At 54.8% G+C, this 24240-nt stretch carries 20 protein-coding genes and 2 pseudogenes; 9 read left to right on the top strand and 13 right to left on the bottom strand.

The features are described from left to right. Positions 1 to 223: 223 nt before the first annotated feature. Positions 224 to 376, bottom strand: a pseudogene (locus EI969_RS30480) (IS5/IS1182 family transposase); the annotation flags it as partial. On the opposite strand from EI969_RS30480, the gene EI969_RS07190 reads away from it, so the two are divergent. After that, entirely contained in the window at positions 305 to 682 is a 378-nt protein-coding gene (locus EI969_RS07190) for an OprD family outer membrane porin (protein WP_160386832.1), read from the top strand. The pseudogene EI969_RS30480 and the gene EI969_RS07190 sit on opposite strands and share 72 nt — an antisense overlap. A gap of 199 nt (positions 683 to 881) precedes the next feature. On the opposite strand, the gene EI969_RS07185 is transcribed toward EI969_RS07190, so the two are convergent. Together EI969_RS07185 and EI969_RS07180 are read right to left on the bottom strand one after the other, a co-directional pair. Further along, a complete protein-coding gene (locus EI969_RS07185) occupies positions 882 to 3050 on the bottom strand; it encodes an SRPBCC family protein (RefSeq protein ID WP_160386831.1) in 2169 nt (722 codons plus the stop codon). A gap of 192 nt (positions 3051 to 3242) precedes the next feature. After that, on the bottom strand, positions 3243 to 4691 hold the full coding sequence (locus EI969_RS07180) for an APC family permease (protein WP_160386830.1): 1449 nt from the start codon (positions 4689 to 4691) through the stop codon (positions 3243 to 3245). 546 nt (positions 4692 to 5237) lie between these two features. Here EI969_RS07180 and EI969_RS07175 point away from each other — a divergent pair. The 5 genes and pseudogenes from EI969_RS07175 to EI969_RS07155 all read left to right on the top strand — a co-directional run bounded on the left by EI969_RS07175 (position 5238) and on the right by EI969_RS07155 (position 10396). Further along, positions 5238 to 6370 (top strand): annotated as a pseudogene (locus tag EI969_RS07175) (IS3 family transposase). Positions 6371 to 6607: 237 nt separating this feature from the next. After that, a complete protein-coding gene (locus EI969_RS07170) occupies positions 6608 to 7177 on the top strand; it encodes a TetR/AcrR family transcriptional regulator (protein WP_160386829.1) in 570 nt (189 codons plus the stop codon). 533 nt (positions 7178 to 7710) lie between these two features. Then, positions 7711 to 7911 carry a hypothetical protein gene (locus EI969_RS07165; protein ID WP_160386828.1) on the top strand — a complete coding sequence of 67 codons (201 nt, stop codon included), beginning with the start codon at positions 7711 to 7713 and terminating at the stop codon, positions 7909 to 7911. Between the two features lie 640 nt (positions 7912 to 8551). Beyond that, entirely contained in the window at positions 8552 to 8728 is a 177-nt protein-coding gene (locus EI969_RS30930) for an SEC-C metal-binding domain-containing protein (RefSeq protein WP_160386827.1), read from the top strand. Between the two features lie 531 nt (positions 8729 to 9259). Continuing rightward, positions 9260 to 10396, top strand: coding sequence for a tyrosine-type recombinase/integrase (locus EI969_RS07155; protein ID WP_160386826.1), 1137 nt, complete (start codon positions 9260 to 9262; stop codon positions 10394 to 10396). A gap of 164 nt (positions 10397 to 10560) precedes the next feature. Here EI969_RS07155 and EI969_RS07150 read toward each other — a convergent pair whose 3' ends face one another. From EI969_RS07150 to EI969_RS07120, 7 genes are all read right to left on the bottom strand, one after another. After that, entirely contained in the window at positions 10561 to 11094 is a 534-nt protein-coding gene (locus EI969_RS07150; RefSeq protein WP_160386825.1) for a DNA-binding protein, read from the bottom strand. A gap of 24 nt (positions 11095 to 11118) precedes the next feature. Continuing rightward, a complete protein-coding gene (locus EI969_RS07145) occupies positions 11119 to 12432 on the bottom strand; it encodes a hypothetical protein (protein WP_160386824.1) in 1314 nt (437 codons plus the stop codon). Continuing rightward, positions 12429 to 13388 carry an ATP-binding protein gene (locus EI969_RS07140; RefSeq protein WP_160386823.1) on the bottom strand — a complete coding sequence of 320 codons (960 nt, stop codon included), beginning with the start codon at positions 13386 to 13388 and terminating at the stop codon, positions 12429 to 12431. The genes EI969_RS07145 and EI969_RS07140 overlap by 4 nt, the downstream gene beginning before the upstream one ends. Next, entirely contained in the window at positions 13381 to 15153 is a 1773-nt protein-coding gene (locus EI969_RS07135; protein ID WP_160386822.1) for a hypothetical protein, read from the bottom strand. Before EI969_RS07135 ends, EI969_RS07140 begins: the two co-directional genes overlap by 8 nt. A gap of 185 nt (positions 15154 to 15338) precedes the next feature. Continuing rightward, the gene (locus tag EI969_RS07130) at positions 15339 to 15989 is read right to left on the bottom strand and encodes a hypothetical protein (protein ID WP_160386821.1); all 651 of its coding nucleotides are present in this window, start codon (positions 15987 to 15989) and stop codon (positions 15339 to 15341) included. A 458-nt stretch (positions 15990 to 16447) separates the two neighbouring features. Beyond that, positions 16448 to 17626, bottom strand: a complete 1179-nt coding sequence (locus tag EI969_RS07125; RefSeq protein WP_160386820.1) for a M20 aminoacylase family protein — start codon at positions 17624 to 17626, stop codon at positions 16448 to 16450. 2 nt (positions 17627 to 17628) lie between these two features. Further along, complete coding sequence (locus tag EI969_RS07120; RefSeq protein WP_160386819.1) at positions 17629 to 18948, bottom strand: MFS transporter; 1320 nt, start codon at positions 18946 to 18948, stop codon at positions 17629 to 17631. A gap of 386 nt (positions 18949 to 19334) precedes the next feature. On the opposite strand from EI969_RS07120, the gene EI969_RS07115 reads away from it, so the two are divergent. Next, complete coding sequence (locus EI969_RS07115) at positions 19335 to 20474, top strand: porin (RefSeq protein WP_160386818.1); 1140 nt, start codon at positions 19335 to 19337, stop codon at positions 20472 to 20474. On the opposite strand, the gene EI969_RS07110 is transcribed toward EI969_RS07115, so the two are convergent. From EI969_RS07110 to EI969_RS07100, 3 genes are all read right to left on the bottom strand, one after another. Then, the gene (locus EI969_RS07110) at positions 20471 to 21394 is read right to left on the bottom strand and encodes a LysR family transcriptional regulator (RefSeq protein WP_160386817.1); all 924 of its coding nucleotides are present in this window, start codon (positions 21392 to 21394) and stop codon (positions 20471 to 20473) included. The genes EI969_RS07115 and EI969_RS07110 overlap by 4 nt on opposite strands. 104 nt (positions 21395 to 21498) lie before the next feature. Beyond that, positions 21499 to 22167 (bottom strand): dTMP kinase, encoded by a 669-nt coding sequence (locus EI969_RS07105; protein ID WP_160386816.1) that lies wholly within the window; start codon positions 22165 to 22167, stop codon positions 21499 to 21501. Then, the gene (locus EI969_RS07100) at positions 22164 to 23093 is read right to left on the bottom strand and encodes a LysR family transcriptional regulator (RefSeq protein WP_160386815.1); all 930 of its coding nucleotides are present in this window, start codon (positions 23091 to 23093) and stop codon (positions 22164 to 22166) included. Before EI969_RS07100 ends, EI969_RS07105 begins: the two co-directional genes overlap by 4 nt. A gap of 66 nt (positions 23094 to 23159) precedes the next feature. On the opposite strand from EI969_RS07100, the gene EI969_RS07095 reads away from it, so the two are divergent. Both EI969_RS07095 and EI969_RS07090 read left to right on the top strand, forming a co-directional pair. Beyond that, entirely contained in the window at positions 23160 to 23333 is a 174-nt protein-coding gene (locus EI969_RS07095) for a hypothetical protein (protein ID WP_160386814.1), read from the top strand. Between the two features lie 45 nt (positions 23334 to 23378). After that, on the top strand, positions 23379 to 23966 hold the full coding sequence (locus EI969_RS07090) for an NADPH-dependent F420 reductase (RefSeq protein ID WP_160386813.1): 588 nt from the start codon (positions 23379 to 23381) through the stop codon (positions 23964 to 23966). Positions 23967 to 24240: the final 274 nt, after the last annotated feature.

Genomic DNA, 24240 nt, shown 5'->3' with positions numbered 1-24240 from the left:
GCTTACCTCTGTTCTTGTTGTTGGGTGGTACACGGCGCTCGAACGGCTACCCCTCCTGGCCCTATGCATGGACCTCGAAGCGCCTCGTGACAGGGATGCGTGCTTCCTGCACGGAGCAATAATCCCATGGTGACAGAGCAACCGGCTTGTCCCTGCCTGCCATGCTGCTTAGCCGTGCGTGCCTGGACCACCCACTCCGGTAGCTATCCCTGGCTATGCTTGCGCCGACGATCAGCATGCGGATCATCTGCTGAGGATCAATCGAAGGACGTCCAATGGAGCTACAGAAATTGGCGAGGTAACGGTGCAGGTCGCTGAGATCGAGGCACCGATTAATGCTGCGCAGAAGGTGATTGCCAAGGGTGTGATCTTCAATGTTGAACGAGTAAAACAGCCGTTCCCGCTCACTCGATACGGAATACCCGACCTGTCATTCATGGCGCGCTACATCACAGGCAGAGGCGGTGATGGCTCGGACATCCCCGCCTCCAGCTCCTACGCAAAAGTGGGCTTCAAGGGAGAGGAACGTGATCTGAAACTGAGATACGTCGTGCAGAACGGAAAAGCTATCGACCTGGCCTTCCGTCTGGTCTTCGCAACTACTCGGACAAACAACGCCAAGCCCCGCGGCGACATGGATGAGGTGCGGATAATTACGCAGTACCCTTTCAAAGTGTTCTAAACAGTCAGGCTCGTCCAAGCGCTGTCCTGGAAGGTAACCCCCGATCTCTGTGTCGTTGTGCATGGCAGCAGCTGCTGTACCTGCTTAACCTAGACGCCAGGACAGAGCCAAAAATAGCATGCCCATTTCTTTTTAGAGGCGCAGGCCGCGGGCATCCCGGTCTTGCACCGGGACTACCCTGCCGCTGCGAACTATATCCTCATAGATCTAGCACGAGCTTTTCTGATTTGCAGCGCGACACGCAAATCATCATGCTCTGGCCGCTAGCACGCTCTTTCTCACCGAGCACAACGTCACGGTGATCGGGAGCACCTTCCAAGACAGTCGTCTCGCAGGTGCCGCAGACACCGCTCTCGCACGACGAGTAGATCGAGAGTCCAGCTTCCCGTACCGCATCCAGCACTGTCTGATCCTTACGTACGCGCAGCGTCTGTTCGGACCTGCGCAGCTCCAGGTCGAACTCGGTGTTCTCGGCGGTCGAGGCCGGGGGGGCGGGGGTAAAGTGCTCGACGTGCAGCGATACGCTCGGCAGCTTGGAACATACGGATGCCAGCGCATTGAGCAGAGGTCCCGGTCCGCAAGCACAGACCGCCGTATCACTCGGTGCATCGCCCAGATAGGCCGTAAGATCCAGAAGGCCATGAGTATCCTGCGGCGCGATGGTCACTCGGTCACCGTAGGCACGCAGTTCATCCACAAATGCCATCGAAGCGAGACTGCGCCCACCATACAGCAGTTGCCAGCTCTTACCCTGCCGCTCGGCCAGCTGGATCATCGCCAGGATTGGGGTAATACCAATGCCGCCAGCAACGAAGCGATAGTGTTCGGCCTCGGGAAGAGGGAAGTGGTTGCGCGGGCCGCGCACCTTGACTCGCCCCTGCGCCTGCAACTGTTCGTGCACATAAGCCGAGCCGCCACGCGAGTTGGGCTCGCGAAGGACACCGATCCGCCATTGGCTGGTATCACCAGGGGCGTTGCAAAGCGAGTATTGGCGCTCCAGCCCGTTGGACAGGATCAAATCGATATGCGCACCGGCCTGCCATTCGGGCAGTCTGTCGCCGTCATGCGGTTTCAGCGTGATCACTGCGACCCCTTCGGCACCCGGCTCGAATGCAGCGATTTCGAGCTCGCCTTCCCATGCACGTTTAGCGCCTGAGGTGGCGAATCTCCCTGACCCCTCTTCATTCGCCCCGTCGATCGCGTCGACTTCCACGACATGCAGGTTGATCGTTTGCGGCGCGCTCCCGCCTACATGCGCAAGGCGTTGATCCTGCTGCAGGGCACGCCAAGTACGGCGCTGGAACATCTGGATGGAGGCTTCGCGATGCGCCATCAAACGACCCTGAGGGATCATCCCGCTGATATATCCCCTTTGCTGTGCAGCGACGACCTCTTTGTCTTCCTGGAAAGTGCGATCATATACATCAAGCCATTGCTCGACCGCAACGGGATCGGCGCCTGGCGGGATGAAGGTATCGACCGTGAACCGGGTGCGTTGTGGCCCTGTGGGGGTGATGCGCGCTACGATCCCGACAAAGTCGTCCACCGAGATGAATGTGCACGGCCAGACGAAGATCAGGCGAAAGCCCTTCAGCGCACTCGCGTCGTCCACGCCCGGTGCCAACGTGATCGGCGCATACTGCGATAGCACGTTCTCGAATTCGCTAGTGATGTAATCCTTTGGCAGTGTTCCCACATGCGCGGCAAACGTATGCTGGTGCACTAACGGACAGTGATAGCATTCCAAGGAGTTCTCGGCAAAGAGCTTCCAGTCTGCGTCAACGTCGTAAGTGATCGTTCCCATGTGATCCCAGTTGGCGAAGTCAATAGCGTACTTCTGAGCAAGCTCTTCTGCATTGCCGAGGAAGGAATGCAAATCCTCGGCATCCATATCGGCATTGGCGAACACGAAGCCGCGAAACGTGTCGACACGGATCGGAATCAGGCCCAGGTCCTCCTTCTGAAAGCCTGAACATCCCTCCACTCCGGGCGCCGCTCGTAGTGCGCCTTCATGGGTATAAGTCCAACCGTGATACCGGCACTGGAACAATTGCTTGCAGCCGCTCTCACCCAGTGCCACCGGGTGAAGACGATGGCGACAAGCGTTCACGTGACCAAGGAGACGTCCTTCGGTATCCCGAACGACCACGATAGGGACGTCCCCTAACTGCCCGGTGATATAGTCGCCCGCTTTGGCTAACATGGATTCGCGACCCACGCATTGCCAAGCTTTCTTAAAGATCGCGTCCTGCTCGATTTGGTGGATGTGGGGGCCAGCGTAAAGTTGCGCGGGCATCTGCCAGCCATTTTCAATGGATTCGGAAATCGCCGCGCTGACAGGGGAATGGTTAGTCGGTGCGAGAGTCATTGTAATCTCCAACATCATATGGCAAGCCAATCGAGGGGCTGTGCCTGGTTATTGTTTTAAGATTCAATCGAGCACATTTCATTTGCGTGCCAAGGCAAAGGTGCAAAGCAGCACTCCGCGATTCGGGCAGTCGCATATACTCGTGGTGGTCTCAGGTGAGCAGGTCCTTGTAACCACCGCTCACCCGCATGCTTAGCGCACCTCTTTGGAAGCTGCACTGGTTGCTAACGGTTGCTCGATAATCGTCTCGCGCCAAACGAGCGGCTCTCGGTCCTGCACCAACTTGCGGTAGACGTAAAGGACAACGCCCACCAGTAGAAGACCGATACCCAGCAGGACTTCCTTCACTCCACCGGAATAGCTCAACCCTGGATTGAGGATTCCGACCATGAGGATGAAGACATTGAACCCCGCCACGACGAACGCGATCGGAATCCAAACATTCGAAAGTTTGATCGGGCGCGGCCAATCCTTGCGGTCGCGACGTAACAGCAGGAAGGCAATCACCGCAAGAGTAATGGCAAGGATGTAACCCAGATTACTGGCGATCAGGATCGCGACAGGATTGCCAATCACAGCCAGAATGACCAAATTGACAATCATCGTCACCCACAAGGCCCGGCTGGGCACGCCATTACGGTTCAACTGGTCGAACTGCTTGATCGACATCTTCTCGGATGCGATGCCGTAGAGTGCGCGGCCCGCATCGGCCGATGAAGAAATCATGCTCAGAAACAGTGCGCCGCACAGAATCGCAGTGATCACGTTCGAAAGGCCGCCAGACATCTGCTGAACGGCGACTACACCGTAGGTGATCGGATTCGTAGCGATGACGCTTTCGCCGAGCTGGCCAGCGGCAGCGATCGGAACGAGGGTGTAGGCGCCTACCATGAACAAGGCAATCGAGTTCAGGGCGCGTGATGTGTCACGTGTTGTGTCCTTGTACTCCGGAGCGAATATGGCACACAGCTCGGAGCCGTAGATTGCCCAGGCGGAGACATACATCCAGACCACGAAGCTTTTCCAGCCACCCTCCACATGCCAAGTCAGGTTGCCAAAGCTCCAGTGCCCGGTTACGAATGGACCGAGCGCTATAACGCCCAACACAACAATGAACGCCACGCCAATGACCTGGTTAAACTTAACAGCTACCCTGATCCCCGCGACGTTGAGCGCCGTGCACAAAACGATCGCAATTGCCGAGACGAGGTGCGGGAATCCGAAGCCCACCCCAGCGAAGGTGAACAGTGTCCAAGTGGCCTCCGGAAACCACTCCGCCTGCACCAACGAGCCCAGCGTCAGCCCGACCAGTGAAAGCACCAATGCCCATCCACACCAGTAGCCGAACGCTGCGATAGGAGCAATCGGTGCGAAATATGGCTTCCACGCCTCGATGGCGAAAGTGGCGATACCACCTGCCTTGTCGGGAAACATGGTGGCCATCTCCGAAAACAGTTTGTTTTGCAGAAGGGCGACAACCGATAGGATCAAGCAAATCAGTGCAGCAGGGATGGCTCCGATTGCACCGATTAGATAGCCGACCGAGATTATCAACCCGCAAGCAATGGGCAGAGCCAATAGAAAGCCGTGATACCAGCGCAAGCTTTTCTGCAGATGAGTGGAGCTGTTTTGTTCGGACATAATAATTGTTCTCGTATCCGTTTCTTCAGGAAATTATTCGGCAGATCAGTTGCGAGGCCGCAATACTAGTTCGGCAAAATAACCCGCATTTCTAACGCGCTCGTCATTACTGACTCATCTTTGCGAAAGCTCGCCTTGCTTTGATTGATATCACCTCTATCGAATACATTATAAATACAATGTACCGAGCGGTATTTTTCAACGGGGTAGCCCATTTTTATTTTCCTTATTTTTGGGAGCAACTACTCACACAAGTCTGCGTACAGAAATGAGAGAAATAGGATGTAATACAACGCTAGGACTTACGTCGCTAGGGGGACATGTTCATAGACGGCCTCGTTCTTGTTTTCTTCTATGCGCAAGACCGGAAAGTCGACAACTGTACCGTCCGGACGGTTCAATCGTATGGCAACATCTCCTTCCGTGCAAGGCCTGGCTAGCGTTTTTCAGAGCGCACAACGCCTGGGTGACAGGCGGTAAAGGCTGAATCGCCCCGGGTTTCGTAGACACCTCTTTGCCTTAAACTGAGGCCAATTAGGAGGTCCCATGAGCAACCCGCGTTACCCCGAAGAATTCAAAATCCAAGCGGTCAATCAAGTGACCGAAAAGAAGCTGCCTGTCGCTGATGTAGCGGCCCGCCTTGGCGTGTCGACACATAGCCTCTACGCCTGGATAAAGCGCTACAACAAGCCTCAAGAAGAACGGCAGCAGGACGATGATCAGCACGCTGAACTGCGTCGTCTGCGAGCAGAACTCAAGCCGGGTCACTGAAGAGCGAGACACCTTAAAAAGGCCGCCGCGTACTTTGCCAAGGAGTGCGGTTGAAGTACGCCTTTATCAAGCAGCGAGCAGATGACTATTCCATACGACGGCTTTGCCTGACGCTGAAAGTCCACCCCAGCGGTTATTACGCTTGGTTGTCTGAGCCGCAATCTGCACGCGCTACAGACGACCAGCGATTGCTGGGTTTGATCAAGCATTCATGGCTGGAGAGCGGCGGAGTTTATGGCTATCGCAAAATCCATGACGATCTGCGAGAGGTCGGTGAAGAGTGTGGTCGGCATCGTGTGGCGAGGCTGATGCGTCTTGAATGTCTGCGCTCTCAGACAGGGTATCGACGACGCCCTGGAAAGTACGGCGGTAAGCCAGCGGTCGCCTCACCCAATTTGCTGAAGCGCCAGTTCGATGTCGTAGAACCCAACAAAGTTTGGGTCACCGACATCACCTACATTCGTACGTATGAGGGCTGGCTGTATTTGGCTGTGGTGCAGGATCTGTTCTCTCGTCAGGTCGTTGGCTGGTCAATGAAGTCGCAGATGACCAGTGATTTGGCCATTGATGCGTTATTGATGGCGGTTTGAAGGCGAAAACCGAAGCAGGAGGTGATGGTTCACTCCGACCAAGGCAGCCAGTACAGCAGCTCCGATTGGCGCAGTTTTTTGAAGGTGAACAATTTGGTTGCCAGTATGAGTCGCCGAGGCAACTGTCATGACAATGCCGTGGCCGTGAGCTTTTTCCAGCTTCTAAAGCGGGAACGAATCAAGAGGAAAATCTACACCACGCGGGAAGATGCTCGTAGCGATGTGTTCGATTGCATTGAGATGTTCTACAACGCAAGAAGCCGCCATGGTTTCAACAATCAGCTGTCACCGGTAGAGTTTGAAAGCGTTACGCAATGAGCTTGCAAGGTGTCTAGAGAATCCGGGGCGATTCAGGCAGCCCGCTCAGATCTACTTCAGCTAAGGGCTCAGAGAGTCAGGTGCGAGGAAACGATGACGGTGAAATTCTTGTGTGTACAAGGTGTTTCACATTGGCGAGCTCATCAATTAACATAGCCTGTTACGCTAGGTGACCAAGATCAAAGCATCGCTGGGTATCTATTTATCCCTGCACTTCTGGATGAAGGATCGAAAAAATTGAGTCAAATTGATACCCGAATCGCAATCATCATGGCCGCCGAAGTGATCATCAAGACCCAAGGCCTTGCCAAATTAACTCTCAGCCAAGTCGCCAAAGAAGCCGGAGTAAGCAAGGGAGGACTACTCTATCACTTCCCAAGCAAGGAGGCCTTGATTCAGGGAATGCTGGAGTACTCCTTGAACGTATTCGAAGACTTTATTGAAAAACACATAAAGCACGACAAGGAGAATGGTGCTTGGGCGCGCGGATATATCAAAGGGACCTTCTCTCCGAAAAACTCTGTCACGGGTAAAGAAGCAGCGAGCGCTTCGGCGTTGGTGGCCGGCTCCGGGCTAAACCCTTCACTTCTCAAACCGTACATAGACCTTCAACAAGAATGGATTCCTAGCTTGTGCAATGATGGCCTGGACGAAATGACCGCGCTTCTCATTCGCTTTGCAGTTGATGGACTATGGCTTAACGAGGCATTAGGCATAAAACCCCTCAACTCCAAGGACCGCAATCGATTCATTGAACATCTGCTGTTGATGACGAGAAGCAAGGAAACCCCATCAGCATCTGATTAAATCTCACTTGAAAGTAGCGCCGAACTGCTGTCGGGTGGGTCCGACAGAAATAAGTACATGGCCACGAGGTGATCAAGTGCTTCTTAGTATCAGAAAATGGTCGCGATAATCATTTGGTCGCGAACATTCTGCAATTACCCAGCTGACTGCTACCGCGGCATCTGAACCAGGTTTATAGATGCCAGCTACTAGCGGTTTTTCTCCGCCCGATTTTAATTAAGACATTGACACTCAGTGATCGCGAGCAGCAAGCCAAGGATAATTTACTAAGGTTTTCTAATTTAGCATATAAGTGGGCTCCTGATTGTCCATGGGTGCAACTTCTGCTTCTCCTCTGGGCGGAAAGAAAAAATGTCAGCGCGGCATTACCAGCGGACGTGATCTTGACCTGGGAGAAACTTGCATTTATCCCGTACGAGCCACATGGTCCCAGACCCAAGGTCAGATTGAATATGCTCTCAACAGAGTCAGAGGCCGCTTGGCGTCGTCAGCTTAGAGACTCTATCGGGAATAATCGCTTGTTGAGAATGGCCGTGACCGAACTGCTTTTCTGGTTCGGTCATGCCGATCATGATCGCTCGATTATTTTTACAATATTGGAAGTCTGGGGGGATCATGTAGGTGAGGTTTTGTCTGAGATGGCGAGCCACCCTGACTCGCTGGTAAGGCTAAGCCTGCGGCAGGTGTCACCACACGTCTTCGCCTTCTCCAAGATCGCTTGCTCACCGAACTGAAGACTGCCACCGCGCCGGAAGCCTCCTATGCTTCGATGGCCAACGCCTGGCTTGAACAGTTCACGGCGGAGCTGCGCCTGTAAAGCAACCGATTGGTTGACTACACAAACTGTCCTGGATGGATGGCAGTCCAACCAGAGGAAGGGGGTTCCCAGCCCACTAGCCTCTGACGCAGGCGGTGGGACCAATTCCCCGAAGTATCTGAGAGCAATACCATGGAGCATTTCATCCACCTCACAAGAGGTTTTAGGGACGGTAAAGAAACAAGCCAGCAGCTTCGACAATCATCAGGTGTCGTTTTACTAACGGAATGGCGCCCGTCGGGACGCTAATTCAAGTGGTACGCCCCGCCGATGGAAACGGCCACAGTAAACGTAACCTTGGCAATGCTTGCATGCGGATAGCGACTTGAAACTTCTCACGGCTATCAACTGCTCACTCACATTTTGAAATGAGCCCGTGCAAACTCCGCGTCATCTCAGCAACCTCATTGCTGATATTCACCGTATTATCCGCTTGGCTCGCCGTGCATTCACTCAACGCTTTAATCTCAAAAGTATTCTGCTCAACGCCCTGTACAACACAGGATTGTTGCTCTGTGGCTGAAGCAATCTGGAGATTGTGATCAACGATTTGTTCCATGCTGCGGGTAATGTCGTCAAAGAACCCGGCCGCGCGAGATACCTCTTCAACTGTCGCCGATGCTTTCGCATGGCAGCTACGGGCGGGCTTGGTCCAGCCGAGGACAAGGCCCGGGCGCAATGATCCGTGTTATTGCGGATCAGGTCAAAAGGTCAAGAAATGCTGCAAGGCATGATGTCGGGCTGTTAATCCACCGGGCGACCTACTGGTATGCCAGTAGCGGGCTACCGACGGCGGCTTAGAGCAGCCGGGCGAAGCACCACGAGCCAATATTACGAGTCTTGGCCGCGGAGCCCTTCGCGTTAACGGTGCACTCTGCGTACTTGAACTTACTGCGGAGTGGCCCACACTGCAAGGCGCGACTTGGGCCGCGACGGTTCTGCCAGGGGACCGAGGTTGGCGGCTGGAAGCGGTTCTACTAGCGCCTCCCGCGGCGCAACGAGCGGTCACCCGCGGTCGTGGTTGCTCAGCTGTTTCTGGGCGGGGGGGCGCTTGCGTGGTCGCTGACCACTCGTTGCCCCTGTGTTACCTCTGTTGGCGTCGGCCAACTGCTGGCTCAGCGTTACAGCGCGGGCCAGCACCGCATTCGCGGCGGCAAACACCTCGTTTTCCGGCACTCCTACCGCCGCGCTCCACCTCCGGTTATATTAGGCCTGATAATAGAATGTTATCCGACGTTATTTCCGAAGACGGAAATTTCAGTCCGATGAACGTACTCAATAACACCGATCAGTTAGCGCTGGTCGACGCAACGCCGCTGGACCTGCATTGCCTGGCGCTCAACGCCCAGCAAGCGACGGCGGCGTTTATTGCCGCCGGCACCGCAGCGAACACGGTACGCAGCTACCGTAGTGCCCTCGCTTACTGGTCAGCCTGGCTACAGTTGCGTTACGACCAGGTACTGGGCGATGTGCCGCTACCGGCCGCCGTGGCAATTCAGTTCGTCCTGGACCACCTGGCGCGGCCGCTGGAACAAGGCGGCTGGGCCCACCTGTTGCCGCCCAGCATTGACGTCGCGCTGGTCGCCGGCCGGGTCAAGGCCAAGTTGGGGCCGCTGGCGTTCAACACGGTCAGTCACCGTCTTGCGGTACTCGGTAAATGGCATCGGCTCAGCGGCTGGGACAATCCATGCGAGGAACCGGCCCTGAAGACCCTGCTGCGCGAGGCGCGCAAGGCGCAGTCGCGTCAAGGTGTGAACGTGCGCAAGAAGACCGCGGTGGTGCTCGAACCCCTGCAGGCAATGCTGGCGACCTGCGACGATGGCGTGCGTGGGCTCCGCGACCGCGCGCTCCTCCTCCTGGCCTGGAGTGGTGGCGGTCGACGGCGCTCGGAAGTGGTGGGACTGCAGATTGGCGACGTGCGTCGGCTCGACGCCGACACCTGGCTCTACGCCCTGGGCGCGACCAAAACCGACACCGCCGGCACGCGCCGCGAAAAGCCGCTACGCGGCCCCGCAGCACAAGCGCTGGCGGCTTGGCTGGCGGCGGCGCCGGCCACCTCGGGGCCGCTGTTTCGGCGCCTGTACAAAGGCGGCAAAGTCGGCACGACGGGAATATCAGGCGACCAGGTGGCTCGCATCGTCCAGCGGCGGGCAAAGTTGGCGGGGTTGGAAGGTGACTGGGCGGCGCACAGCCTGCGTTCGGGGTTTGTCACCGAAGCCGGTCGCCAGGGTGTGCCGCTTGGCGAGGTGATGGCCATGACCGAGCACCGCAGCGTTAGCACGGTGATGGGCTACTTTCAAGCGGGATCATTGCTCGGCAGCCGTGCGAGCCAATTGATCTCAAGGAATGACTCACAGGCTGATGAGTCCGGAAATACTTTGCCCAATCGAGACGAGCCCTAGCCGAGATGAAGATGGCCAGCGCACAGGTCGCCTAATGCCCATTGAGAAAAGGGCTAGGAAAGTTTTCTAATGCAATGGCGGTTCGCGGTTTGGGAGTGAGTAAACCGTGTTGTGGCGGCTCGATGCACCATCGAGGCGAGCAGGACGAGAGAGGCAGAACAGCCCTACCCATCATCCCTGTGGTCAGGGTCATCAGCCCTGTGCAAATATTGCAGCACCTCGCGCATTTCTCGATTCTCTGCCAGCATTCGCCTGCGCTCCGTTTCCATGAACTCAACCTTGCGAGCATATATTTGAATTTTATCCCTAGCTGTGGCAAGAGTACGGTTGGCATCAGAAATCAGCTCGTCGAAGTCACCTTGCAGCCTCCTGAAGCGCTCAGCGAGTGCGAAAAGCTCATCGTCTACAACCCTATCAACCCTTGGACTAGCGTGATAACTTGAGGGGGGATACTCACTTTGAGGTTCGAGTAACTTTTCTGCCCTCTGTTTTTCTCGTTTTACGTAATATGCGAGTTCAACTGCTGCAATGGAATGTTCAAACGTCCCTTCCCTGACCCCGGGGAGTTTCAGCCAATTGGAGATGGTGGTGAGACTGCCCCCTGTCATCGCGCGCACGCTTCTCGTAGTAATAGGCTCTCCCGCAGCCAACAACTTCTTTACCGCAAAGGCAACTTGTTCGGGTGTAACTCCTTTCATAATTACCTCCTGACGAACTTAAGATCATAAGTTCAGCACAATACTTCTCTTACCAGAATACCCAGCCGACGTCACCACCCAACCAAAGTTATCATTCCGGCTAAAGCTAAGAACAGAACGTTCACCACTAATGTTATCGCAGTAGAACGCCTTGTTCAGCGGCGAGACACCGAGTATCGTCACCCCCTCCCCCTCGCGCCTGCCAGGTCGAGACAAATCATAAAGCAACCCCTCCCACGGAAGCAGCCGAAGCCTTACCGAATAACCAAGGTTGAGATAAATACTTAAGTTGTATAATAATTTTAAAAAATAAACCCTTATCAGCACCGCCGGAAACCCAAATCTGGCAGGCTGAACATTTTGCAGGATCCCTAAATAGTCAAAACCAAACTTCTTGTAGTGACCAGCGGGGATGCTCAACTGACTCAAGGAAGAGCAACGAATGCGCACTAGAAAATACACGATGAACTTGAGGCAGACCATGCATGATAGCTCCTCCCCATTCCAATATCCTGAAATAGACTCGATGCTGCTCTCGCACTGTGAACAAGGGGCGCGAAAGTGCATTTTTTCAAGCCGTTGGCACTCCGCCTCCCACTCCAACACTGCTTGAAGTTTTTCTTCCGCCACCCAACGAATGAGCCTCGCTCTACGCCTGGCCACAGCCTCCTCGCAAAGCTCGAGCGGCAGCGGCCAACCCAACGCTTTGATAACCGTTGCGTCGATGGGATTTGCGTCATAACTGTCCATTCTCTCAATCAGCAAGAACAGTGAACTGCCCGATCTACAATATTGAGAAATATTTGTATACCACCTGTCCAATGCAACCACAGCACGATGTATTTGCACTTTCAACTGAGCATTTCGCCTACAAAAAATCTGATCGGAAGGAGGCGTAAGATAAAATCCGCACGAACGACATGGAGAGACAGTTACATTGATCGTATTGAAACTTTGACAACCTGCGCAAGCGACAATGAGTGGCTCACGGTGAATCGCACAAACGTTGACCTGCGGCATGCAAAAAAAAACTGAATGATAGCCAATCTTCAAACACGATAAACAAAACTTGAATTTAAGGCTGGGCGGTGCGTGGGACAACAAAAACGCCCCAGGAAAACATTGCGCAGGCTGAGGGAGCCAGACCTGCTCAGTAAAATCCCCTTTCATGGATGCCGCATGGTAATGCAGGGTGATTTTTGTGACCGTAGGCTTGCTACTGATCATTCTGAGGATCGTAACGGGAGGTACTTTATGAAACAAAGCGAGATTAAGAACAACCCCCGTCACGGACTCGTACGGGTAAAGTCCACCGCGGTAAAAGCCGATCGGGGTCATTGCTTTTTACTCCCATTGAGCAGGCAAAACTCCTTTAAGCTGGAGCGCTCCACCACATCAGCACACAAAACACTGGTTATTTCTAACTTCGATCCGTCATGGCTGGCGATATACCTGAGCAAATACCTGATGGATAGAAACACATGTTCAAGTGGAACATTATTTTTATAGGCACCCACCGCGCCCGCATCGAACGCCTGCCATAACGACTGGACGTAGTCGGCCAACCTGAAGCCGGCTTTAAAAGCGGCGGGAGCGAAATTTTGAGTGTAGGGCTCGCATGATCCAACCGGATACTCAGATTTTTCATCAAAAGTCTTTAGAATGACAGCGAGGTCGTGCGCGCTGCGACAGCCTTTGAATTCGACCAACTTGCTCATGAATCGCGCAATCAGTTGCTCATTGTCACCGCCTACGACTTCCATAAGTTTATCTCTTTGCTTAAAAACTTGAGGCATCGCAAATGACAAAACGGTCATCGTAACCCCCTTTCTGTCAAGACGATTAAATAAATGAAATAGGATATTTATATCATGCACTCGAAGGCGCTGAAATTCATCCAGGAGCAGCACCCAATGGTTGCAGTTCTTTTCGTGACAACGATTTATAATCATGTCGGCCATCTGACCTAGTTTTTCTACCGCGAGGGTACTGCGACGAAAAACAAGTTCTTCCTCCTTGGCCAATTGCTCCACAATATTGTTGGTATAGGACCCTTCTTGCTTGATTACCTCTATTTGCGTCACGTATGCGCGCGGCATGAAACCGCTGGTTTGGGCGTGGATGCTTTTAATGCAGCATGTTTTACCTACTCGCGAGAGGCCATAAAAAATAATGCCCGTCTGCCTCATGAATATTGCTTCCAATGCAATATTGGATGCTTCCGACACGGCGTTAGTTACGATGGTAAAATCCTTGCGGAAGACTGGATGTGCATCCATTTCATCTCTATTCATCGATCACTCCGCCGGACTCGACATTAAAAAAATCGTCGATATCTGCACGCCTACCCCCCCCCTTAAGCTCAATTACCTCGAAACCAGCTTTGAACTCCACCTCAGGAGGTTTAGGAGCTTCGGGCCATTCAGCATTAACTTGGCGACCAAGTACGTCACTCTTCATCTTCTGAACCTGCAAGAGGTTTCGCTTCGAAGGGCTGAGCATTAGATGATCAACATATGATAAAACTATGTCATCCGGTCGAGTCAACTCAAAAGCCCGATCTTTATAAGCCCTATTTATTTGCTGCCGGGTCGTGACGCTATGCAGCGTCTTGCCCCAATAGCCCAAGACCTTAAGGGTTCCCAATTTCTCACCGGTATCCAGGATGGCTTCTACAAATCGATAGTCCTTCGGATTTATCCTGACAACAACCCGGCGCCCTATCAGGCTGAGATCACTGCACATAACTTTATTGGTGTAGTGGGCCTTATCCAGCGTTATATGAGGAGCTCTTCCGCCTTCGGCGCTGCCTCTGATCACGCAGTAGCGGACGTCATGCCCCAGCGACACTTTGCTTGTCTTAGACTCAGGGAGTTTAGGAAAAACTACATCCCGCTTGGCGTTATCAAAATGCATCCTGACAATCTCAATCGGGCTCAAGGAAAAATTGGCCCCTTGCTTCGGAGTGCAATTAAAATTGGCCAGCCACACATCCAGAACCATTTCCGCTTCGTCTACATAAATCTCATATTTTTCCGCATTTTCCTCAGGGGTTGCCGCCCTACCTTGCTGAGGGCCGCTGCCAGTGGTGGACTGCACGCGATGCATTATTTTTTGTGCTACTTGTTTAAATGTATTCTCTATCGTGGATCTGCGCTCAGGCCTTTTGAGCTGTCCATAATTTATTGAACACCCCCCATTCCGCTTGAACTTATGCTTTATTTTGCCTGCATGATGTGCCATTGCATTATCTAGCATCAGGGTCCCCCAAATGGCGCCTTGAGCCTCCGGCACTGCATATCCGAGCATTCCGCCACCTTGCGTATACTTCAGTTTGGGTATTGTTATGTTGTCGCAAGGTGTCCAGTCACCTATGATCGCGTCCAACAATACACCCTCAACATCTATCGCTGTGACTTCACTACTGAACACATATCGAGCTGCAAGAACACCATCAGACGCTGCATCTACCGCCGCTAGCATCCAGAAGCGATCGAGGACCCGCTGCGTATAGATGCCGGGTTGCGTTTCAATACGGAGAATGCAAAATTTATCAACCTTGTAGGCATCCAATTGAATGATATCAAAGGGCATATCCGCCGACACGAGCCCGACAACACCCGTCCCCAGCGGCGCATGAGTGACACCGTGGCTCCCCAGCGTCAGCGCTGCGACAACAAAGTCCTGCCTGACAAGTTTGGCTAGATGTTTTTCAATCGTGCGCTGCCCTAATCCTTTCTGACTGAACGGCCAGTCCTCCTCAGAAGCACCAGCCTTTTTCAATGCAGCTCTAAACTTGGCTGCCATAAACATTATGTCGAACTTTTGACCCTTGAAGTTTCGATGAAAGTCCAGGACCGCAATTTCTATTTCTTCTGCTGCCTGTGGAAATCTTTTGAGTGTCTGGGCGAGCATACCGCTCGCGCCACCTTTTTGCTGGGAGCGCATTTTTTTCAAAGGAGTTCGCCGTTCGTATTCCTTGAGACGGGCATTGGGCAATAACGCACGATCTCCCCAACAAACACCGGCGGCGTCCACGTCTAGAAAGCGCTTGATCAAGCGTGTCTGCTCTCCATCCGATACGCCGCACGACTTATAGATTTCAGCACCGGACCTACCCCTGTGGACCATTTTTACGGTCTTAACTCTTCGCTCAAATATTTCGCGAACGTCATCTGCCAATACCTCGGCCTGCACTGTAAACAGAGGCGAAATGTCGGTACATCTCAATTTTTGCCTTGAGCTCACAGTGCCTCCCAGCCGGCGGCACGATCGAAAAAGCCGGGCAACAGTTCAACTTTAATAATGCCTTCGGAATACAGCCTCGCGATTAAAAAACACGCAAGGCTGTGGCTCTCTTCATCGTTAAGTTGAAACAAATCCCTAAGACACCCGCGCTTATGCTTACGAACGAATGCTATTAGCCCATGGTATGCTTCGTAACTAATTTCGACAGTATGCCAGGCGGAAAGGCACGCACAAGCTTTCAAAAGCGGGACAATATGTGCTTTGCGGGGCTCTATATCTTCTGCGCGAAACAGCCGTAACTTCACCCCAATCAAATCTGCGTACTTCTCCAGCTCGTTTAATAACAGAGGGCCAAACTGCTGGGTTGAGCACAGCAGATGCCATTCCAGATCGCCATTTTGGGTCATAACCTCCGCAGTAAGCGCTACCTTTCGCGGCTGTGGGCAAGATATTACTCGAGCAAGGGGATGCAGCTCATATCGAGCAATAGACGGATCGAATTCCAAATAAAGAAGCCAATAGCCTAGCTCAATATCGCTGCGGAGCTCAACATCGCACTTTGACTTAAAACTAAATGACGCCCAGATATTTCCGAAATGCTTTCCTCGATTTGTAAAATTATGCGTCCTAGACATTGCTTTGGGCATACCCCATCCTCCTTAGCGCAAGGCGTCGTAAGAAAAGATGGGTCTATTTTGATCTCTTGGAAGCGTTCGAAACGCAGTGTGGAATAGCCCATTAGCAGCTTAGCGCTTCCATTGAGCATCGGTATAACTAATCGCTATTTCCCCTGATTTTTAAAGAATGCAAAACCGAGCCAGCAGCATGGATAACTCTGCCCACAGGGATAAAAGTCCGAAAACATCAAAAATCTTTTTAAATACATCGGATTGCGACGACTCTGACTTTTTTGATTTTTAGTTCGGTGTGCTTTTGGATACTCAGTTACACCGAGCCGCTTCTACATGGGCTCAGTAACCAGCTCAAGTAACAACACCAACGACCCCGACCGCATCCTCAAGTCAGTTGTGGGATGCGGTCGCTGATCCTTCTTCAATCTGAAGCAGCATCTGCCTGACGTCGCGAGGTCCTTCTCAGCCCGGGCTCAAACAAGGAAATCCTCCACCAGCTTGACCCAGCAATCGGACCCCAGGCGGATCAACTCGTCGTTGAAGTCATAGTGCGGGTTATGCACCGAGCAGCCATGAAACTCGCCCTCGCCGTTGCCCAGCATGAAGTAGCAGCCCGGTACTTCACCGAGCATCCACGCGAAGTCCTCAGTGCCCATCACCTTGGGTCCACGGCTATGCAAGTGACCGGGCTCGAACAGTGATGCCAGGCTTTGGCGCACCAGCTCGGTTTCAGCCACGTGGTTTATGAGCGCCGGGGCCAGTTGGGTGATCGAAAGATCGATGCTGACGCCGAACATTTGCTCGTGACCGCGGACGATCTGCTCCAGGCGCTGGTTGATTTTCTGCTGGGTCTGCGGGGTGTCGGTGCGCACGCTGATCAGCATGCTGGCCTCATCAGGAATGATGTTGTAGACGCTCCCGGCCTGCAGCATGCCGATGCTGATCACCGCGTATTCCTCAGGCGCCAGATTGCGCGACTTGATGGTCTGGATCGCGTTGATCAGGCTCGCTACCACTGGCACCGGATCGACGGCCAGTTCGGGCATGGCACCGTGTCCACCCTTGCCGGTGATCTTCAGTTGCACCCGTTCAGAGGACGCCATGGTCGGTCCCGCTTGAACCACGACTGTGCCCACGGGTGAGCCGGGCATGTTGTGCAAGGCAAAAATTGCATCACAGGGAAAACGCTGGAACAGGCCGTCGTCGATCATCGCCTTGGCCCCGCACAACCCCTCCTCGTCAGGCTGGAAAATCAGATTCAGGGTGCCGTTGAACTCGGCGCTGGTCGCCAGGCGATAGGCGGCCGCGAGCAGGATCGCGGTGTGCCCGTCGTGACCGCAGGCATGCATGCGCCCGGGAATCTGACTGGCATGGGCGAAGGCATTTTTCTCCTGCATCGGCAGCGCGTCCATGTCGGCGCGCAGGCCAATGCGGCGGCTACCCTGGCCTTTCCTAAGGACCCCGACCAGGCCATGCCCGCCGATGCCACGATGGACCTGGTAGCCCCACTGCGCCAACTTGGCAGCCACCAGTTCAGCAGTGTGTGGCGTCTCGCCTCCAAGCTCGGGAGCCGCGTGAATCTGTCGGCGCATCGCCACGAAGGTTTGCAGATCGGAGTCGCTCAAAGCAGTGTTGGTTTGTTGAGTGCGCATGGTTAGGCTCTTCCAATGTTTTCCGGGAACAGTTTCAGGCAGGTCAGGCTGATCACCCCACCGGCCAGCAAATAAAAGGCCGGGGCCAACGGATCGTTGAGCGTCGCCGTCAGCCAGGTAGCGATCAGCGGCGAGAACCCGCCGAACAGGGTCACGCCAAAGCTGTAGCTGACCGAGGTGCCAAGTGCCCTTTGCGGTTTGGCAAAGGCTTCCATGATCATCGCGAAAAACGCCCCCGAACCAACACAACCGGGCAGCACCAGCAGCGCCACGATCAGCATCGCCAGGTACAGGTCGGTGGTGTTCGACAACAACCACAGCGCCGGCCAGGCTGCGATGACAGGCAAGGTGACAGTCCACACCAAAAGCTTTTTGCGCAGGCCGTGACGGTCGGCGTAACGCCCGGCGATCGGCGTGATGATCGCCAGGCACGCGGCAGCCACACAGGCAATCGCCAAGGCGCTGCGCTGCGGATAGTGCAGCGCGGTGACCAGGTACGACGGCATGTAGAAAATGAACAGGTACATGCCGATGGTTGCGCTCGCCATCAGGCCAGTGGCGAGGATGGTGTTGCGCAGGTCGATCACCTCGCGCCAGCGAGGTTTGCGCACCGTGGACGGCTGTAGCTCAATGGCTGCGTGCTCGAGTGTTTCCGGCAGGCAGCGGCGGATGTACCAACCAACCGGGCCGATCAGCAAACCGACGATGAACGGGATGCGCCAACCCCAGCTTTCCAGGTCAGGCGTGGTCATGACACTGGTCAGCAGCAGCCCGATGCCAGCCCCGACCAAGGCTGCATAACCTTGGCTGGCGGCCTGCCAACTGACGTTGCCGCAACGATTCCCCGTCCCGGTCGACTCCATCATCAGCACCGAGGCGGTGCCGATTTCACCACCGGCGGAAAATCCCTGAGTAAGACGCCCTATGACCAGGAGCACCGTGCCAAAGACCCCCGCTTGCTGGTAGGTGGGGGCGAATGCGATCAACGCCGTGCCCAGTGTCATCAGGAAAATGGTCAGCGTCAGGGCCGCCTTGCGACCTTTTCGGTCGGCGAAACGGCCGATCACCATCGCCCCGATCGGCCGCATCAGAAAACCCACGCCGAAGGCGGTCAAGGACATCAGCAACGACGCTATCGGCGACTGCGCCGGAAAGAAATTTTTGGCGATCACCACGGCGAAAAAACTGTAGATGGTGAAATCGTACATCTCCAGGGCGTTGCCCAGAGCGCAGGCGACGGTGGCTTTGCCAGATCCGACGGCGGCGCTGTCGCGCCGTATCGTGCCGTTGGCCAAATGAGTGTCCGAGTGCAAGGTGGTCATGGGGGGCTCTCTCCGAGTCATTCGTGTTGTCGACACCAACTATCGGGTAACTTCTGCGATGAATCACTTGCGCTTTTTGCACACGATTAACCATTGGTTCATTTCGTTGCGCTTTGCCCCGCAGTTTCGCCCCGCCACGGTGCGATTCATGGTCATAGAGCCCTTCCCTGCACCGGCTTTTGCCAGAAACAACGCTTGCTAAAGACGGTGGATAGGTAAAAAGAGACGTCTCCAAGAGCAATGCCCCCTACTCCACTCCCTGAAAGCCTGTATTCAGCGAGAAAATTAGCAAACGGGCATACCCATACAAAATTGACAATTTCCGGCTGATTTTATTTTCGTGGAGGCTGCGAACCTTCACTCATCAGCTACACGGAGAGTCTGTAATGGGTAAGTCCGTCGCGTGTCATTCGTCCCTGGTCACCCTGCTCCTGGGGTTAAGCCTGCCGGTTGCCGGTCAGGCCGAGGGGTTTCCCTCCATCGCTCGGGTAGCGTCAGGGTTTGGCTACTACAACGTCGACAAGGGCTTTGATGACAAGCTCAAGATCTATGGCACTGTCGATGCCTTCGTGAACTATCAGGACTCAGGGCATTACTCGGGGTTCAAGGTCGCCGGCGGCGCGGCATGGACCAACAAACTGGGACTGTACATGCGCAAAGCGCTCGACGAGGACACGGTACTGGAAGCGGATGTCGAAGAAGGCTTCAACCTCAATGGCCAGGCGCTGGACGAGCATTGGAAACAGGTTGGCGCATTGCGCCTGGCTGTTGTGGCGCTGCGCTCGCGCAACTACGGCAAGCTTGAGTTTGGCAAAACCTACGGCATGGGCACGCCGACCTACGCCGACCCGTTTCTGGCCACCTATGGGTCGCCCTATACCTACCTGACCTCTCCGCCGGCCGGGCGTGGCGCCTATTATCTGGACATGCGGCCCAAACACACCCTGGCCTACACCACCCCGAAATACGCCGGCTTCAGTCTCGGCAGCGCATTGAGCTTTGGATTGAACGATACGGCCAGCTCGGGAAAAACCCTGCGCGGTAAGGGTGTCAGCTTGCAGTACAGCAATGCGCGCTGGATCTTGATTGGCTCGTTCAACGACTATCTGAGCGACCCCTGGGACGATGGTGATCGCCAGCGCCAGACCCACAACTACTTCAAAAGCGCCTCAGTGTTTTACGACTTCGGCCCGCTTGCAGCCAGCGTCACCTGGCAGCGCCAGGACGTCGACTACCACGCTACGCCGAGCATGACCGCGTGGACCGCGGGCATTTCCGCTCCTGTGGGCAAAGCTGATGTGGCACGCCTGGCACTGGTCAAGCGCAACATCGAATTCGGCGACAAGGACGCCTTCGGCATGATGCTCGGCTACGACCATTTCCTGCGGCCCAACTGGGCCATCTACGGCCGCGTCGCACTGATCGATAATCGCCCCAATTCATCCATCACCTATGCGGGCATACCGGTCGAGCAGCCCGGTGACGACCCGCAGAACCTGGCAATCGGCATGTACTATCACTTCTAACGAGCGAGTTCGGCCAACGACTCCGCGGCCAGCCTCGACTTGAGGCTGTAGAACAGATCCTTGGCCGGCGACGTCAGCGAATGACGGTCGATGCATACCAGGTAGATCGGGTATTCGGGGATGATTTCCTCGATCTCGACGCAGGCCAACTCCGGCGCCCGCCCAGGCGGCAATGTGTTGCCTACCGCCAGGTTACTCAGGGTCATGAACGCGTCGGCGTTCTCTACCAGGCGCAAGGCCAGCAGCAGCGACGCGCACTCGATGACCTTCTGCGGCGGGTGAATGTCGTTGACCTCGAACATCTGGTAGAACTGCGACGAGCGATCGTCGATCTCATCCAGGCTGATCCAGTTGGCGTACTGCAACTGGCGCAGTGAGCGAGAATGACGCAACGGGTTGTCCGGGCTACAGACCACGGCCCCCTGAATGCGATGCAAGGCTTCCCAATCCAGATTCAGACGCTGGGTGTTTTGCTGCGAAGTCAGGGCAAAATCCAGGCTCCCGTCGCGCAAGCGCTGCACGATATGGCTCGGGCGCTGCTCGATGAGTTTGATCCGCACCCGTGGATTCTTCGCCTGGAAATCACTGATGCACTGCTCGAATCCGGGCAACATCGCTGTCAGTGAAGTAATGCCGATGGCCACATCGCCAACCGCCATGTCATGAATATTATCGGCCTCGATCTGCAGCCGTCGCATGCTTTCGACCGCCATGTGCGCGTGGCGAATAATGCGCCGGCCCTCCTCGGTCAGCGACATGCCTTTGTACGAACGCTGCAGCAAGGTCAGCCCGAGCTCTCGTTCCAGATCCTTGATTGAACGGCTTAATGCAGGTTGAGTAACGTGCAGTATCTGCGAAGCCTCATTGATACTGCCGCACTGATTGATCGCTACCAAAGCTCTGATTTGATGAAACTTCACAGTGTTCGACTCGCCTTTTATTGTTCACCAAGGATATAGCAATATCCCGGCCACAAGCCGCTCGCCGATCCAATGCTTGCGTTTGATGTAGCCAACAAGGGGGCTCAGTTTTTCACATGTGCAGTGCACACGGATGGCATGGAGGGCTTGAAGTTTTCGGACTGATGAAGCGCTTTAAGGATCTCGGCAACAACCTGCATCGTTGCATCTTCGATCGTTCCTTCGTTACGGCATAAAACCCAGGCGTGATCTGCAATCGCTCGCTCGAACGCCTGGGTACACGCGATCTGTTCTTCCAGGTTATGGATCACGGTACTGCCCAACCCACGGGATCGTGCCGCTGCCCTTGCCCATGAAATATCAGGGTCGGTGACAACGCCCACATGCAGATCCGGCACTTGCACGCCTCGATCAATGTTCAACCGTAGAATCTCTGCAAACGGGATCAGCCGGCGAAACGCAGCATCTGACGGGTACCAGCGATCCATCAGGATAATGCTGCCCGGTGGCTGTTCCGGCAGCACGTGCTGCGAAATCCACCTACGGCTATCAGCAAAGCGCTCACAAACCTCCAACTCCAGATCCCTGTCGGGATTTCTGGCGAGTTCGTTGACGAGGGCCATTGTTTGCCCCCTGTAGGGATCGCTTTTTCTCTCGCAAAGCCGGATCACCTTCCTGTTGTCTGCCCTCAGTGCCTTCGTGACGGCTTCCAGCAGTGTGGTTTTTCCGGTGCCCTTGGGCCCATCCAGAGAAACAAACCAAGGACGGTTCATTCTTCAAATGACGATTGATGGACGGTTTTTCCATGACTCAAATCGTGCATACGATCAATCAACCACCGCCCAGCCGGCCCGGGCAACGTACTGGTCGCGTGAACCGCAGAAATATCGATCTTCACCCCCTCTCTGGGGATGCTTTCGACATCGAGCATAACCAAGGTGCCGGACGCCAAGTCTTGTTCGATCATGTGCAACGGCATGCTGCCCCAGCCGACACCATCTTTCAGGAAAGCGTACTTGGTCGATAGATCGGCCAGGCGCCACGTCGAAGGCGACATCACGCCATAGTCCTGGCCCGCCAACATTTCCGAGCGATCAGTCAGCACCAGTTGAATGTGCTTGGCCAGTTCCCGCCTGGATAGTTTGCCACTCAGGCTGGACAACGGATGATCGGCGGCGGCCACCATCACCAGCGAAAACTCACCGATTCGCTCGCTGGACAAGGTCGGAAATGTAATGGGTAACGAAGCCAGGATACCCAAGCTACAACGACCGTCCAGTATGGGTTGATAGCCAGCCCCAAGCCCCTCGACGAATATTTTGAGACGAGTCAACGGGAAGCGCTCAGCGAACTCCTTGACGACGGCGGTGATCGCCGATGTCGGGAAAAACACGTCCACCACCACCGACAATTCTGGTTCGAGCCCCGAAGCCATGAGTTTGGCGCGCGCCTTCAAAGTGTCTACCCCAGACACGATGTTGCGTGCATCGGTAAGCAAGAGCGCACCTTGAGGCGTCAACTTGGGAAGTCGCCCTGAGCGGTCGAACAGCACGACACCCATCTGATCCTCCAGACTGCCAACCCAACCACTGACGGCCGACTGGACTCGATTGAGCTTTCTGGCCGCCGCCGAGAAACTGCCTTCATCCACTGCCGCAATGAAGGTTCGCAACTGATCAAGTGATACGCCGTCGAGCATTTCCCTATCACTCCATCTCAAATAAAGATACTTAACATCTCAATATACCGTCTATTCAGATGCTACGTGAAAGCTCATCGTTCTCGTGACGTTCAAATCCACGAGATCTGGCTGCTGCTAGGTTTTCTGGGAATCAGCGATACGACCGTTATCCGCGCAGAGGGTTTGGCGATCAATGCGCAGGTCAAGGATGCAGCCATCGCTCAAGCACTAGAAGACATAGCTGCCATTAGCGCGTGATCACGACCAGCCTCCCGTTCTTTTATCGCTTTTGAGGATATCGACATGACTTATTCCATCATCGGTTCCGGCAAAGTGGGCACTGCCCTCGCCCGCCAATTCGCCCGAAACGGCATTCCCGTCGGGATAGCCAACACCCGTGGCCCACTGAGCCTCGCGCTGCTTGCCGATGAACTGGGAAGCACGGTCGCAGCACAAACTCTCGAAGAGGCACTGGCTGCAGACGTCGTGATTTTGGCCATTCCGTTCAGCGCTCATCGCAATATCGGTGGGACACACGCGAACTGGAACAACAGGATCGTCATTGACGCGATGAACACCTATGGCGTGCCGCCTCAGGAACTGGGCGACCAGGCCTCAACTGACGTCGTGGCGGCCGCATTCACTGGCGCCAGGGTAGTCAAGTCCTTTAATCAACTTCCGGCAGCACTGCTCGCCAAAGAGCCGGCGCAAGACGGCGGACGACGTGTGATGTTTTTATGGGGTCGTGATCAAGACGCCAACACCAGCGTAACCGCTCTGGTGGAAAAACTGGGCTTCGCAGCCATTTCTCTTGGCACAACGACCGATGGCGGAAAACTGCTGGGCCTGGGTGGCCCGTTGATTCTGCAGAACATCATCAAACATCAGTGATTGAGCTCGCAGTTTGCCGAGTCGCCCTGCTCTGCAGTCCTGGCTCTGTCAAACGCTACCAGCCCCTTGCGAAGTTACGTTATGGGTTATTGGTTTCATTGTCTTGGAGGTCACATGGTCCCCTGTAGGAGCCGGCTTGCCGGCGATGGTCGTTAACGATAACGCGTGTGAACCGAATAAACGCGGCGCACTTGAGTCCATCGCCGGCAAGCCGTCTCCTACAGTTTCCCGGTAATCCGTGAAGAACCATTTTTTTACGGGTTAATTAATCAAC

Source organism: Pseudomonas sp. PB101 (genome assembly GCF_009764265.1).
GTDB lineage: Bacteria > Pseudomonadota > Gammaproteobacteria > Pseudomonadales > Pseudomonadaceae > Aquipseudomonas.
The sequence above is the reverse complement of the archived record's forward strand: the minus strand, read 5'-3'. Positions and strand labels throughout refer to the sequence as shown.